The following is a 14558-nucleotide window of genomic DNA, read 5'->3' on the forward strand; positions in this document are numbered from 1 at the left end:
ATCGCTCGGGCGCTGATCTTGAAACCTGAAATACTTCTGCTCGATGAAATCACCTCAGCGCTCGATCCTGAGCTCGCCGGGGAAGTCCTCGACGTCGTTCGAGGTGTTGCGCACGAGTCTAACGTGTCGCTTCTGATCGTAACGCACGAGATGCGCTTTGCACGCGAGGTCTCCGATCGCATCGCTGTCTTCGACGCTGGCCGTATCATCGAACAAGGTCCACCCGACCAAATCTTCACCAATCCCGTATCCGAGCGCACCCGCGCCTTCCTAAAATCCGTGCTAAACCATTGAAGATCGCAAGAGCGTTGGAATGTTATCGTGGACGGCAGCTGGTGGTCGATTGACTTGAAGGTTGGAGGTTCATGTCAAGGTAGGGAGTCTGGGCAAGCTGGCACAGGGGTCATAATGAGTTCTGAGGATTGGTGTTACGATTCACTGCTGACGGTGGCTGAAAAACTTCGTTCGGGGCAGGTGTCGCCGATTGCGCTGACGGAGTTTATGCTCGAACGCATCAAGCGGCTGAACCCGCGGTTCAACTGCTTCTTGACGGTCACTCCGGAGATTGCGCGTCGACAGGCAGCCCGGGCGGAGGCCGAGCTTCGCCAGGGGCGGTGCCGCGGCCCACTACACGGCGTGCCGGTAGCAGTGAAAGATCTCTGCTTTACCCAAGGTATACCGACCACAGGCGGCATGTCGTTCCGGAAGCATTTTAAGCCCGATGCAGACGCGACGGTGGTCCGTCGCTTGCGTGATGCCGGTGCGGTGCTGCTAGGTAAGCTGCATCTGGCCGAGGGCGCATCCGTCGATCATGATCCAACGTTCGGCAATCCTGTAAACCCTTGGCGGGACGATCTCTGGACCGGATCCTCATCCTCCGGCTCCGGAGTCGCGTTAGCTGCCGGTTTATGCTTCGCGGCTGTCGGCTCCGACACGGCAGGATCGATACGCTTCCCAAGCGCCCAGCATGGATTGACGGGTCTCATGCCGACGAGGGGGCGCGTAAGCCGGTACGGGGTATTCGATTTTGCGCCTACCTATGACACGCTGGGGCCAATGGCACGATCCGCTGCGGATGTCGCAGCGACGATAGGTGTCATTGCCGGACACGATCCCTTAGACCCCACCAGCCTACTCGATCCGGTACCCGACTATTTGAGCGCCTTGGGCGGAATGGAATCCTTGCGAGGCGTCAGGATCGGCATTGATCGCAATTATAATGGCGATGGCGCCGAGAAACGCATCATCGAACTTCTCGAAGATGCGGTGCGCGTTTTCGAATCGATGGGAGCGGAGATCAAGCCGATCATCTTCCCCGACCCGTTGCCCATGTTGCGGCACACGTGGGAGGTGCAAATGGCAGAACTTGCCGCTGTGCACGCACGAACCTATCCAGCCATGGCCGACCGCTACGGACCGCGGATAACACACGGTCTTGAATCCGGCCTCCGCATAAATCCTCTAGACTATGCCAGGACCGTAATCGAGCGCGACCGGTTCAGCGGGCTGCTCCGCCTGACGCTGCAGGAAGTCGATGCGCTGATCATGCCAATCGCCAGTTTTCAGTCGGTGACGTGGTCGGAGTTGGAACACCATCTCGAAGCCCAAACCGACCATTCCCGGGTCCGAATGCAACGTTTCACTACCCCGTTTAATGCAAGCGGCAATCCGACCGTCACGTTTGCCGCCGGATTTAGTGAAGAGGACAGGCCATTCGGGATTCAACTGATCGGAGCCCATCTCTCCGAAGCGCGGTTGCTTCGTTTCGTGCACAGTTATCAAGCCGCTACGAACTGGCACCTTCGATGGAGCCGAGGTGCGACCAGTAACTCTCTGGGGCGGGTGCGAATTATTCAGGCTTAGGAGTCCAGGCGACGCGTACCCAGGCAAGTATTGCGCATCGCCATCCCCTGTTCGTCGACAAGGTGCGCAATATCGTCGGCCTTTACCTATTCCCACCGAGTCGAGCCCTAGTTCTTAGCATCGATGAGAAAAGCCAGATTCAGGCGCTCGATCGCGAGCAACCGGTCTTGCCGATGATGCCCGGCATACCGGAGCGTCGTACGCACAGCTATGTGCGGCATGGTGCGACCTCGCTGTTTGCCGCGCTCGATGTCGGCTCGGGGTTCATCATCGGTAAGTGCTACAAGCACCACCGGGCAGTTGCGTTCTTGAAGAAGAGATCGATGCGCAAGTTCCTGAAGGGCTCCATATCATATCGTCATGGAAAAACTACGCCACCCACAAAAGACGCCCAAGATCAAAGCGTGGCTCGCCCGCCGGCCGCATTATCATGTCCACTTTACGCCGACTTCCGCGTCATGGCTCAATCAGGTTGAGCGCTGGTTCGCTGAACTCACCCGAAGCAGATCCACCGAGGTGTTCACACCTCCGTCAGCAACTCGAGGCCGATATCCGTACATTCATCGACCTGCACAACAAGAACCCGAAGCCATTCAAATGGACCAAGTCCGCAGACCAGATTTTGGCTTCCGTCAAACGCTTCTGCCACGAAGCCCAGCACACCCTATGCGGCGAACGTTAGATTCACGTGACTAGGGGAAGGCGATAAGGCACTTCATAGCTGATTAAAAATGCGCTTTTCGACTGCGGCCTCTATTTGCGTCGTTACGAACCGCCCCGGAAAAGAAAGCCACCGCTGTCTGCTTCTTTTCCACCGAATGCTGCTCTCCTCGCGCGTCCTGAATCTATCATTCATGTCGTTTTTGATGACACAGCAGTTCGCAGCCTTCCAAGGAGCTCAACGCAGCGCGTGGCGCATACAGCAAAGCATTGAGCGTTTAGTTTCGCTTCGCCATGCTGAGGTCAATGACCGCGATCGCAGCAGATTCATCAATTTCAAATTGGCATTGACCGCCCTGAAATTGGTATTGGCTCCCCATAAGTGATCGCGCGACAATCTATAAAAATGCGTCGTACAGTCTCGAAGGGATCACTCGGTGATCTACATAGACCGACCAACTATACAAAACCTTGGGCTCAATAGTGTTTGCCGCTCACAGTGTTGGTGTTGAAATCGAGGCATTCCCGATGGGGCGCCCTAGAAGGCGAAGCTACAAGTGAGCATGGCATTCGAGCTGGCCAATACTCGCCGACTTCAGCAGCGTAATGAACCGCTTCGAAGAAGATGTACGTCATGAGTGAGCGGTGGTCCGCGCTCGCTGCTCGCGAGTTATGCCGAGCGCGGGAAAGCAGACCGCGAGAGGCCGCAATCTCTCCATCCAACTGTCCAGATTCAATCCAGGAGCGGGGCTCGCAGTGACTATTCCACACGCACCGTTTTAGTGAGGCTTGTTTCCGACTGCTGATTTCAAGGAGGCAAATGCGATGCAAACTGTCCTAGTGACCGGGGCTAACCGCGGCTTGGGTCTAGAGTTCGTACGACAGTACCGCGAGGCCGGCTGGCTCGTCATCGCAACTTCGCGCCGGCTGGACGAAGGAGTTCGGGCGCGTGATTGCGGTGCCGAGTTGTTACAGCTGGACGTTCGTGACGAAGAAGCCATTCGTGCTCTCGCCCATTCACTCGAAGGGCGGAAAATCGACCTGTTGATTAACAATGCAGGTTATCACCCTGGCGCACAACAGCTTGGGAAACTGGATTACGAAAACTGGCAATCTGCGTTTCATATCAACGTCATTGCACCGCTTCAGTTAGCGGAAGCTCTCCTCTCGATCATCCCTCCTGATGGAAAGATCGTCAATATCGGCAGCCGCCAAGGCAGCATGGCGTGTAACCGGGAAGGGGGAAAGTACCTTTACCGCGCCACAAAAGCTGCGGTCCATTCCATAACGCGGAGCCTGGCGATCGACTTGGTGGAAAGAGGTATTGTTGTCGCGGCGCTTCATCCGGGGTGGGTGAAGACCGATATGGGAACGAACAATGCAGATATCGAAGTTGAAGAAAGTGTATCTGGCATGCGCAAGGTAATTGCTGACCTCGGCCCGCACAACACAGGGCACCTAATTAACTATGACGGTGAGGTAATCCCGTGGTAATGTGATGAGTGCATATTTCGTCTGAATAAATTCCTGCTCGCACGTGCTGTACCCGCATGAGAGTAATCTATTAGGCCACCTAAATGCGCATGCCACCAGGCCCGAATCCGCCGGCCTGCGCGCGCCGCGAAGCGTGCCGCCGCCGGCCAGCCTCGAGATGGCGATTTTTGGCGCAATCGGAAATCGAGCCGAGAGTGCAGAGACGCAGCTGTAGCCGCTTTTTTTGCAAGTTTGCCGACAGTCGCCCAACTGCTTCCCCTCGGCGCTCAGCGTCAGTCGATACCCTTTGGACGTAGCGCGGAAGTATGTGGTCTCCGAGATGGAGAGTAGACGCTAGCCGAATCGAGCGGCGCGTTTTCTCGCGGCTCGACTCAGTTTCGGATATCAACTCACTGGCAGTCCTTCAACGTCAGGCACCACAGCGGCGGTCTCCACCACAAGATTTGATAACGCGGTTTGCCGCGCGAGATCTGCGACTTGCTCCAGAGCGGCCATATCGGGCGAGGTGAGCCAGCTTGCCGTAAAGGTGAGCGGTGTGAGGCTCAGGCCAGTGTCGAGCAGCTGGAGCCGTCCGTCGGCCAGTTCCCTCTCGACGCTTGCTGTAGGGATGACGGCCACGTTAAGGCCTTCGAGCGCCATATGGATTACGCTGGCAAGAGATGTCGAGGCGTGCAGGCGGATTGGCGGCGACCCGGGCCGGGCGAAGAGTTCGCGCACCGCTTCGTATGGCCTCGTCTTGCGCGGAAACGTAATGATCGGAAAGCGTGCGAGGTCTTCTCGCGTCACGAGACCATTTCCGAGCCCCAGCAACGGGCTTGCGAGAAAGCCGATCGGATACTCAGCCAATACGCGATTATGAATGCCGGAGTTCGACAACGGTCCGACCACAAACGCAAGCTCGATCTCCTGCGCAAGCAGACGGGCAGCCAGATTAGGTGTGATATCGACCTCGATTTCCAGCAACAGGTTCGGATAGAGTCGGTTGACGCTTTTGACGAACTGCGGCAGCCAAGTGTGCACGATCGTCTCAGCCACGCCGAGGCGCATCACGCCGTGCATACCCGAAGCATCGCCGATCTCGGCCATCATGGCCGCGCGCAGGCCGATCATTTTCTCCACATAGACCATCGCCTGTTGACCACTTGGGGTGACCGATACCCCTCGAGAACCACGGTTCAGGAGCCGCACGCCCATCTGGCACTCAAGTCGGGCAATACGCTGGGAGACTGCTGGCTGGGTGGTATTGAGCCGCTCGGCCGCCATTCGAAAGCTGCCGAGCTTCGCGACCCAGAGGAATGTTTCAAGCAATCCGAAGTCCGGCATTGTGCGACTAACCTTTGGCGATAAATCTGATTGATCAACGTCGATTAACAAGGAAAATTGGACTTGATGTTTCAGTTGGTATTGGCTGCGCTTGTTGAAATTGTAGGGATCGATTTTGGTGGCAGCGCAGCAAACTGGATTGAACAGCGACTTTCCTAGTCGTCAGGCCCGGCTCGCTTATCGGAGCGGGCAGGTTGCTTCCACCGCCGGTGTCACTCCAGGCTTCGTGCAGGGCAATCTGGCGATTCTCCCGGAACGAGACGCCGGCGCTTTTCACCGCTTTTTCCAGTTCAACCAGAAGCATGCCCGATCATCGGCATGTCCGACGTCGGCAGCCCGCACATTCCTTCGCTCGGAGCCGACCTCGATGTCCGCACCGATGTGCCGCGCTATCGGGTCTGGCGTCACGGCGAAATCGTCGACGAGCCGACCGACATCATCAACTATTGGCGTGACGATCTCGTCACTTTTGTACTTGGTTGCTCGTTCTCTTTTGAAGAGGCCCTGCTCGGGGAAGGCACGCCGATCCGTCACATCGAGCTCAACGTGCGCGTGCCGATGTACCGCACTAATATTGAATGTGCACCGGCCGGCCCGTTCGCCGGCCACCATGGTGGTGTCCATGCGTCCGCTTCAGCCTGCGGATGCGATCCGCGCCGTGCAGATCACCTCGCGCTACCCAGCCGTGCACGGTGCGCCGATGCATCTTGGTCATCCGCATCTTATTGGTATCAAGGACATCAACAAGTCCGACTATGGTGACGCTGTGCCGATCGCCGATGATGAGATCCCGGTATTTTGGGCCTGCGGCGTCACACCACAATCTGTGATCAATGCTGCCAAGTTGCCGTTTGCGATCACGCATTCGCCTGGATTGATGCTGGTTACCGATCTCAAGAATAAGACCATGGCCGTGATTTAGAGGGCGGCCCTCTTTAGGCTGCACCCTTCCTTCGAGCGCTCCATCGTGCCGCGTCGCTCCATTTCCTAGTCGGCCAAGCTACGCTGGCTTCCGGATCAAAACGAGAAGAGGGGCGGCCACTTGTGCAAAGGTTGAAATCTATAGCCGGTCGCTGGGGGCAGCAGGACTAGCAGAGATTTTGCATCGCCCGCACCATTCTTGTCCTGGAATGCATCGATGCAGAGTAAGCGATGCGCATTGTGCGTGAAACTGCTTCGGCGGAACAATACCAATTGCAGGTCGATCGATATCAGATGGGTATTACCGGGCGCTTGCCGGTCAGCGGATGCATGCCCTCTGCGGAACGCGGCGCACGGTTTTTCCAAGATAGATCGATCTGCGCCTAGTCACCGCGCGCCGCGTCTTTGTCGCGGTACGATTTGATCCGTGCGTTTGAAAAAACGCAAATGCATTGTCCGTTTGGCAGGGCTTTGCGTTCAGCAAACGCACCGGATTGCGCCGATCTACTATGTCTTTAGGTCCTGCCCTGGTTACGTGTAGCTTCATTACCAACAGATGGACATCAAGCCCTTTCGTTGCGGCTGCGGAAGCTTTCGGCTCGCGGGGGAGGGGCCCTCAGCCAGAAAATAGGCCAGCCGCCTCTTTCGAGGCGGTCGCCAATTTGGGGGCGGCTTTGGCTTGAGGCACCTTGACCGTACGAGCAACAGCGATCACGGCCACCAAACCGGGCCTTCACTTGCCCGACTGCCATCTCGATCCAGCCGAATGGAATCTTCGATGCATGCAAATGAGCCGACTGACCTCATGACCAGCCTTGCCGCATCGTTTACGCCTTGGTCGTAGCCGCCACGGCCGCTCGTTTTGCGCGCAACACGCGGCATCACATTCATCGAGCTGGGGCATTAACGACATGAACGCGCTCCTACTGCGGGGGCATCATGTCCGGCAGAGGCTGCTGCCGAGCACGCAATCCGACCAGACCGGCAGCCATGCTGATCGGGTATCAGTCCTTCAGCAAACGGTATTGGCCCGGCGCGAGCCGTTCCGCCTAAATGTTCCCACGCTCGTCGCAAAGCAAAAGCAAGCAAAAGGATGCGTGTCGCAAGTCCAGTCTCATGGCTGAGGATTATTGCGAACTGATGTTCTGTTCTTGACGATGTCCAGCGTTGCAGCTGTCGCCCCGCGCGTGACCGCTGTGTGAAGTCCCAAGGAAGAAACAATGTATGAGTTCAACGAAGAGACGCGGGCGCTGGTCGATCTGGTTCGGAGGATCGTCAAAGACCACCAGATGCCGCTTGAGGCGCGAATGCTCCGAGGCGAGAAGCTGACGCTCGCGGACTACCGGCCCGGGCGCGAAGCGGCCCGGAAGGCCGGGCTTTGGGGGCTTCCCGTGCCAGCCGAGTTCGGTGGCGCAAACCTGTCATTGGTGGATCGACTTGCCGTCATCGAAGAAAACCGCAAATGCCTGACTCCGATCCGCTTCGGCGGCGAGATCATTCCGAGCCTGTTTAACCTCCAGGGCGAGCAGAAAGCCCGTTACCTCGATCCCTTCCTGTCTGATTCCACAGAGACTTGCTTTGCGCTGACCGAACCCGGTGGTGGATCCGATCCGGCCCGCAGCATTTCGACGCACGCGAAGCAAGATGGCGATCGCTGGGTCATCAACGGCTCGAAGATCTGGATATCGGAGTTCGACAATGCTGATCGAGTATTCGTCTTCGCTCGCATCGGCAAGGAGAGGGCTGCCAATAACATCTCGATGTTCGCCGTGGAGAAGGGCAATCCGGGCCTCATCGCGCGCCCGCTGCCGATGCTCGGCTTCACGCACGGGACGCATCAGCTTACGTTTGAGGATTGCAGAGTTGATAACTTTGCGCACATTGGCGCGGAGGGTGGTGGGTTCAAAGGCGCTCAAAAGTCGCTGAATCTCGGGCGCTTTGATATTGCTGCCGTCGCGCTGGGGATTGCCCAGCGCTGCTATGACATGATGGTGGAATACGCCAAGCAGAGGGTCCTATTCGGCGGCGCGCTGAGCGAGAAGCAATCGATCCAGTCGATGATCGTCGATTCATGGATCGAAATTCAACAGAACCGCCTAATGATGTATACTTGTGCGGAGAAGGATGATCGCGGTGATGACACGCGCATCGAAGCAAGCATGATAAAGATCACCTGCACTGAGATGGTTGGTCGCGTCATCGATCGCGCAATCCAGATCCACGGCGCCGCAGGTTGTACATACGAAAGCCCGCTTGCGCACTGGTACGACAATCAGCGCATGGCGCGCATCTACGAGGGTCCATCAGAAGCTCTCAAGCATCGCGTGCTTGCCAGGCAACTGTTAGCGTGAGCTGGGATTGAGAACTGTCCGAGCCAATGAACGTTTCTCGTTGGGTAGAGTGGCAACGTTGCGCCAAGCACGGAGCCAAAGCATGACGTGCCAGTCGTTCACAAAAGTGAAGCGGCTGACGAATTCGGACGTGCTGTGATTGCCGCAATAGTGTCCAGATGACCCAGGCGAAATCGTTTTTTCCCAAGGAGAGGCGAGTGAGTGAAGCGTCCCAATCGATATTGACCGAACGTCGTGGCCCGATACTGATCGTTACGTTCAACCGTCCGGAGGTGAGGAACGCCGTCGACCTCGCGGCCTCGCGGGCGATGGAAGCGGCGATGGACCTTCTCGATCGGGACAATGAATTATTCGTCGGCATCATCACAGGCGCGGGCGGCAATTTCTGCGCCGGTGCAGATCTCAAGGAGCAGGCTGCCAAGAGCGGCCAGCCGCCGCAGCTTGCCCGCGGTGGTTTCGGTGTCATCAGGCGGCCACCGCGGAAGCCCTTAATCGCGGCTGTGGAGGGATATGCGGTCGGCGGCGGTTTCGAGACCTGCGTAGCCTGCGATTTGATAGTTGCGGCGCGCGATGCCAAGTTCGGTTTGCCGGAGGTCCGGCATAATGTCTTAGCAACTGGTGGCGGCCTCTTCCGGCTTCCCCGCCAAATGCCCTATCATCTAGCCATGGAGTTGGCGCTCACGGGTGCCTTCAAGGAGGCGCCTTATTTCGAGCGCTTCGGGTTCGTCAACCGCCTTGCAGAGCCGGGAAAGGCACTGGAGGAGGCGCTCAAGTTGGCCGAGTCGATACTCGCGAATGGTCCTCTCGCATTGGCGGCAAGCAAGGAGGTTATCTTCCAGTGTCTCGAACAGGAAGAGGACTGGGCGAAACAGATGCCGCTCGCTCAAAGAGTTCTAGACTCGGAAGATAGGCTCGAAGGGCTGAGTGCGTTCGCCGAGAAACGCAGTCCTGTGTGGAAGGGACGGTAAGGTGAATTCCTGCTCTCGCATTATTCTAGGCACCGAAGTACCAACTAACCTAGACGACTACTCGGAGGAAATGAGCCCAGATCAGCGAAAAGCTCGATGTGAGTTTTCCACGAAACGCCTGTCGACAAGAAAGGTCACCAATGACTGCTAGCGCCTCCTCAATCCTGGCCCCTTGGCGCATCGGCGTTGACGTGGGCGGCACCTTTACCGACATGGTCTTGCGCGACGCAGCTGGCAGTGTGCGTATTTTCAAGGCACCGTCAAACACGGCCGATCCCAGCGAGGGCGTGCTGAACGTCCTGCGGTTGGCCGCGGCTAAACTCGAATTGCCGCTTTCTGCCCTGCTGAGAAATTGCGCTTTGTTTGTGCACGGCTCGACCGTCGCCACCAACACGATCCTGGAAAAAAAGGGCGCGCGGGTCGGGATGCTGACCACTCATGGGTTTCGCGATTCCCTGGAGATCCGTCGCGGCATTCGTGAGAACCAATGGGATCACCGCGCGCCCGCTCCGCAGGTTCTGGTTCCGCGCTACTTGCGTCAGCCTGTCCGTGGACGGATCGCCGCGGATGGCTCGGAGGTGATACCGCTCGCCACAGAAGACGTTGCCAATGCTGCGGCCCTGTTCAAGAAGGAAGGCGTTGAATCTGTCGCCGTGTGCCTGTTCAACAGCTTTCTCGAAAGCAGGCATGAGCGCGAAACTCGCGAGGCGCTGGCAAGGAGCTGGGGTGGCGACTGGATCTCAGTTTCGAGCGAGATCATGCCGACCATGGGTGAGTACGAGCGCGGCTCCACGGCTGTAGTGAACGCCTACGTCGCGCCGAAGGTTACGCGCTATCTCGAAGCGCTGGACAAACGCCTGCGCGAACATGGCCTGCCGCGTTCGCTGCTCATGTTACAGAGTAACGGCGGCGCCGTCTCGGTGACAGAAGTCGCTAACCGGCCGGTGATGCTCGTGTTGTCCGGCCCCGCTGCAGCTGTCGGTGCGCTGAGAGGATGTGCCGAGTCGGAAGACCAAGCCAACTTCATCTCGATGGAGATCGGCGGCACGAGCTGCGACGTCATGGTAATGGCGAAAGGTGACGTGCCTGTGCGCGACCAGCTCGAAATCGACGGATACCACCTCACTACGCCGTCCGTGGAGATCTACACCGTGGGGGCCGGTGGCGGGACGATCGCCTGGGTGGATTCAGCCGGCCTGTTGAACGTCGGTCCAAAAGGCGCCGGTGCGCAGCCAGGGCCGGCGGCATACGGACTCGGGGGCGAAGAGCCGACGGTGACCGATGCGCAGCTGGTCCTCGGACGCATGCGCGAAGGACCCCTCGCCGGTGGCGCGGTGAAGCTCGATCTGGCTCTTGCGCGGCGTGCGATCGAAACCAAGCTGGCGCGCCCACTCGGCCTATCCATCGAAGACGCGTCGGCTGGCGTGATTCGGCTATTGGAGCAGAACCTGCTGCACGCAGTCGAGCGCCTCAGCATCGAGCGCGGGCACAATCCGGCGAACTTTACACTCGTAGCCGCAGGTGGTGCAGGTCCCATGCATGGTTCGTCCGTTGCGCGCGCGCTGGGATGCAAACGCGCGCTGTTGCCGCGCGCCGCGGGCGCCTTCTGCGCGATGGGGACTTTGCAGTCCGATGTGCGGCAGGATTACCTGCAGGTCTTCGTCGCCGACCTCGACAAAGTCGATCATGCGGCACTAGGTGCGGCCTTTATTCAGCTCGAATCGAGGGCGCGGGGCTCTTTGGTGCGGCAGGGCTTTGCGGAGAAGAGCGCGATCCAGCACGAGATGGATCTGCGGTACGCGGGCCAGCAATGGCCCGTACGTGTCACCTTGGAGGCGAATCGATTCGATGCCGCAAAAGTACGGCAGGCTTTCGAAGCCGAACATCAGCGCCTATTCGGTCACATTCAGCCCGGCGGTCGTATCGAGATCAGGGCGTTGCGAGTTGTGGGGCGCGGCGGTCTGGAGTGGTCACTCCCGCCGGCTCTAGCATCTGACCAAAAGTCCCCTGCGGCGCGACAAAAACGTCCCGTGTGGATCGACTCGGCTTGCGGGTGGCAAGACATCCCAGTTTACGACGGGGAGGATCTCAGGCCGGGCTGCAAGCTGCAAGGACCGCTCCTAATCGAAGAGCGCACCACCACAGCCTTCGTTGGGCCCAGGGACATCGTGGAAGTCAACGCCGTCTCTGACTTCATCTTGCACATCGGAACTGCCGTATGACAACGGAGCTAGATCCTATTGCACTCGCTCTAGTGCAGAACCGGCTGGACCACATCTCGCGACAGATGGGATGGGTCATGACGCGTAGCGCACGATCTCCGCACTTGACGCAGAGTCACGATTTCTCCTGCTTCATCGCCGACGCCCGCGGCCTCGTGATGAGTCAGGCCGACGGAATTCCCATCCATACCGGGGGCGGCGGGTTCGCCGTTCGCGCTATCCTGCGTGACTTCAAGGACGCGATCGCGTCGGAAGATGTCTTTCTCCTGAGTGACCCTTACACCGCGGGAGGCAATCACCTGCCCGATTGGGTCATCGCGCGGCCGGTCATCGTCAAAGGCAAGCTAGTGGCTTTCACCTGCAATCGCGCGCACCAGGTGGACATCGGCGGCGGTGCGGCGGGCTCTTACAACCCGACAGCCACCGAAATCTTCCATGAAGGCATTCGTTTGCCGGTGCTGAAGTTAATCGAAGCAGGCCGATTGCGTGAGGACCTCTGGCGACTGCTGCTCCTCAACACTCGGCTGCCGCAGGGCCTCGATGGTGATCTGCGCGCCATGATCGGTTCCACCCGGATCGGCGCGGAGCGCATCGCGGCCCTGGTTGATGAAGTAGGAGTGGATTCTGCCGACGAATTCTTCGAAGGCGTGCTCAGCCACGCTGATCGGCGCTTTCGTGCCTCGGCCTCGCGCTTGTCCAAGGGCACCTGGAAGGCAGACGAACCTATCGACCACGACTGCTTCGGTCCCACTGACAGCGCGGTCTCGGTCACGCTGACTGTTGGCGATTCCGGCCTTGTCGTCGACTTCGAAGGAACCTCGCCGCAGATCCGGGGCTTCAAGAACAGCTCGATCGCGAACAGCCATTCGGCGGTGTACCTGGCGCTCGCCGCATTCTTCGAACCGGATCTGCCCAAGAACGAGGGCGCATTCCGCAGTGTCGAGATCCGTCTGCCAGAAGGCACATTGGTGAACGCGCGGCCGCCGGCGGCGATGACGGCGAACACCATCTACCCAGCCTTCGAGATCATCAACGCGATCTGGAGAGCGTTGGCCCAGGCGCTGCCTGCGCGCGCTTGTGCCGGATGGCCCAAAGGGGTGCAGGTCAATACCGCGGGTTTTCAGCCCAATGGCGACCGTTACGTAATGTATCCCTTTGCAGCATCCGGGGGCATCGGCGCAGTCGAAGGCCGGGACGGCATCAACATGATGGGCGCCCTCATTACCCTCGGCGGGCTCATCCTGCCCAATCTCGAGGATTACGAGCAGTTGTACCCGGTCCGTTTCCACCGCCAGGAGTTCCGCTGCGACGGCGGCGGTGCCGGCCGCTTCCGCGGCGGAACGGGTGGCGACTACGAGGTCGAGGTGTTCTCGTCAGCCGATTATTCGTTTTTTCTTGGCAGCATCCCTGGAGGAAGAGCAACCGGTTTCGGAGTAAGCGGAGGCAAGCCAGGTGCAACGGTGAAGCCGACGATCTCGGAAACCGATGGCAGGACGGTTCACCCCATGGACTGCGGCGTGGAACATCTCGGGCCGGCGACTTACCATCACCTGTCTGCCGGCGGCGGTGGATATGGTGATCCGAGGACACGCGATCCGGCCCGTGTTCTGCGTGACGTGCGCGACGGCCTCGTGAGCATCGCGGCGGCCGAACGGGACTACGCAGTGGCGATCATGCCAGACGGGTGCAGTATCGATGAAGCGAGGACTTTGCACCTTCGTACAATCTAGCGAGTATTCACCCCATTTTGCTCAACTCAACCATCGGAATTAAGCCAATGACCACTCTGCCCGAAGTCGGAACGAACTGGGGTGAGCTCAAGGATCGCTTACGCAACATGAAGCAGGGCGACTACGCCAAGAGCCGACTTTTGGGTCCGTCATATATCTATCACTATACCAATGAGCTGCTGCAGGTCTCGCAAGAGGCCTACATGGAGTTCTTCAGCGAGAATGCACTCGGCCGTAACGCCTTTCCGAGCGTCGCCCAACTCGAGGGGGAAGTTATCGAAATGGGTATCGGACTCCTGGGCGGAGGCCCCGCCGCCGGCGGGACCTTTACCAGCGGAGGGACCGAAAGCATCTTTCTCGCACTGAAAACCGCCAGAGAGTGGGCGCGAAAGGAGAAGGGGATCGATCGCCCCAAGATCGTCATGGCGGTTTCCGGTCACGCGAGTGTCGACAAATCCGCCGGCTACCTCGGAATGGACGTCGTACGCACGGCTCTCCGAGAGGACTTTCGCGCAGACATCGGTTTGCTCGAAGCTGCGATCGACGAACGCACATGCATGCTCTACGCCTCGGCGCCGGGATACCCGCATGGCGTCTTCGATCCCATCGAGGAGATTGGCGCGTTTGCCAGGAAGCACGGCTTGTGGCTTCACGTCGATGCTTGCGTCGGCGGGTTTCTCGCGCCCTTTGTGCGGGAAATCGGTTATCCCATTCCCCCCTTCGACTTGTCGGTCCCCGGCGTCTCCAGCTTGTCTGCCGACCTACACAAATACGGGTTCGCCGCCAAGGGCGCGTCCTTGCTCCTTTTGGCGGATCGCGAGAATCAGAAGTACCAGCGCTTCGAGTTCAGCAATTGGCCGCGTGGCAGTTTCCTGTCCCATACCTTCCAAGGGAGTCGAGCGGCAGGGCCCATCGCATCGGCATGGGCGGTGATGAATACACTCGGCCACGCCGGCTATCGGGAGATCGCGCGCGTGATCATGGACACCAAGGAGCGGCTCATTGCAGGCGTGGAGCAGATCAAGG

At 58.8% G+C, this 14558-nt stretch carries 10 protein-coding genes and 2 pseudogenes; 11 read left to right on the forward strand and 1 reads right to left on the reverse strand.

Annotated elements, in window-relative coordinates; all coding sequences use genetic code 11:
• The 5 genes and pseudogenes from YUO_RS0136710 to YUO_RS0136735 all read left to right on the forward strand — a co-directional run.
• The coding region (locus YUO_RS0136710) for an ATP-binding cassette domain-containing protein (RefSeq protein ID WP_028351602.1) at nucleotides 1–294 on the forward strand (294 nt) is incomplete at its 5' end.
• 114 nt (nucleotides 295–408) lie between these two features.
• Nucleotides 409–1863, forward strand: a complete 1455-nt coding sequence (locus tag YUO_RS46835; protein ID WP_063830354.1) for an amidase — start codon at nucleotides 409–411, stop codon at nucleotides 1861–1863.
• Nucleotides 1864–1904: 41 nt separating this feature from the next.
• A pseudogene (locus YUO_RS46840) lies at nucleotides 1905–2545 on the forward strand (IS630 family transposase); the annotation flags it as partial.
• Nucleotides 2546–2594: 49 nt separating this feature from the next.
• Nucleotides 2595–2909, forward strand: a complete 315-nt coding sequence (locus YUO_RS0136730) for a hypothetical protein (protein WP_156908931.1) — start codon at nucleotides 2595–2597, stop codon at nucleotides 2907–2909.
• A gap of 439 nt (nucleotides 2910–3348) precedes the next feature.
• Entirely contained in the window at nucleotides 3349–4017 is a 669-nt protein-coding gene (locus YUO_RS0136735; RefSeq protein WP_028351605.1) for an SDR family oxidoreductase, read from the forward strand.
• Nucleotides 4018–4401: 384 nt separating this feature from the next.
• Here the strand turns inward: YUO_RS0136735 and YUO_RS0136740 are convergent, their stop codons facing one another.
• Complete coding sequence (locus YUO_RS0136740; protein WP_028351606.1) at nucleotides 4402–5340, reverse strand: LysR family transcriptional regulator; 939 nt, start codon at nucleotides 5338–5340, stop codon at nucleotides 4402–4404.
• A gap of 112 nt (nucleotides 5341–5452) precedes the next feature.
• On the opposite strand from YUO_RS0136740, the pseudogene YUO_RS43170 reads away from it, so the two are divergent.
• From YUO_RS43170 to YUO_RS43175, 6 genes and pseudogenes are all read left to right on the forward strand, one after another.
• Nucleotides 5453–6262, forward strand: a pseudogene (locus tag YUO_RS43170) (putative hydro-lyase).
• A gap of 1219 nt (nucleotides 6263–7481) precedes the next feature.
• Entirely contained in the window at nucleotides 7482–8612 is a 1131-nt protein-coding gene (locus YUO_RS0136750) for an acyl-CoA dehydrogenase family protein (protein WP_028351607.1), read from the forward strand.
• 158 nt (nucleotides 8613–8770) lie between these two features.
• Nucleotides 8771–9580 carry a crotonase/enoyl-CoA hydratase family protein gene (locus YUO_RS0136755; protein ID WP_051379859.1) on the forward strand — a complete coding sequence of 270 codons (810 nt, stop codon included), beginning with the start codon at nucleotides 8771–8773 and terminating at the stop codon, nucleotides 9578–9580.
• Between the two features lie 140 nt (nucleotides 9581–9720).
• Nucleotides 9721–11802 carry a hydantoinase/oxoprolinase family protein gene (locus YUO_RS0136760; protein WP_028351609.1) on the forward strand — a complete coding sequence of 694 codons (2082 nt, stop codon included), beginning with the start codon at nucleotides 9721–9723 and terminating at the stop codon, nucleotides 11800–11802.
• Nucleotides 11799–13532, forward strand: a complete 1734-nt coding sequence (locus YUO_RS0136765) for a hydantoinase B/oxoprolinase family protein (protein ID WP_028351610.1) — start codon at nucleotides 11799–11801, stop codon at nucleotides 13530–13532. Before YUO_RS0136760 ends, YUO_RS0136765 begins: the two co-directional genes overlap by 4 nt.
• A 107-nt stretch (nucleotides 13533–13639) precedes the next feature.
• Nucleotides 13640–14558 (forward strand): pyridoxal phosphate-dependent decarboxylase family protein (locus tag YUO_RS43175; RefSeq protein ID WP_198028171.1); only part of this gene is annotated, 919 nt, incomplete at its 3' end.

The organism is Bradyrhizobium murdochi (genome assembly GCF_000472965.1).
Taxonomy (GTDB): domain Bacteria; phylum Pseudomonadota; class Alphaproteobacteria; order Rhizobiales; family Xanthobacteraceae; genus Bradyrhizobium; species Bradyrhizobium murdochi.

Excerpts from the sequence above, each read along its gene's own strand:
- YUO_RS0136750 (WP_028351607.1), top strand. The coding sequence starts at position 7,482 with ATGTATGAGTTCAACGAAGAGACGCGGGCGCTGGTCGATCTGGTTCGG.
- YUO_RS0136735 (WP_028351605.1), top strand. The coding sequence starts at position 3,349 with ATGCAAACTGTCCTAGTGACCGGGGCTAACCGCGGCTTGGGTCTAGAG.
- YUO_RS0136760 (WP_028351609.1), top strand. The coding sequence starts at position 9,721 with ATGACTGCTAGCGCCTCCTCAATCCTGGCCCCTTGGCGCATCGGCGTT.
- YUO_RS0136755 (WP_051379859.1), top strand. The coding sequence starts at position 8,771 with ATGACCCAGGCGAAATCGTTTTTTCCCAAGGAGAGGCGAGTGAGTGAA.
- YUO_RS0136765 (WP_028351610.1), top strand. The coding sequence starts at position 11,799 with ATGACAACGGAGCTAGATCCTATTGCACTCGCTCTAGTGCAGAACCGG.
- YUO_RS0136740 (WP_028351606.1), bottom strand. The coding sequence starts at position 5,340 with ATGCCGGACTTCGGATTGCTTGAAACATTCCTCTGGGTCGCGAAGCTC.
- YUO_RS0136730 (WP_156908931.1), top strand. The coding sequence starts at position 2,595 with ATGCGCTTTTCGACTGCGGCCTCTATTTGCGTCGTTACGAACCGCCCC.
- YUO_RS46835 (WP_063830354.1), top strand. The coding sequence starts at position 409 with ATGAGTTCTGAGGATTGGTGTTACGATTCACTGCTGACGGTGGCTGAA.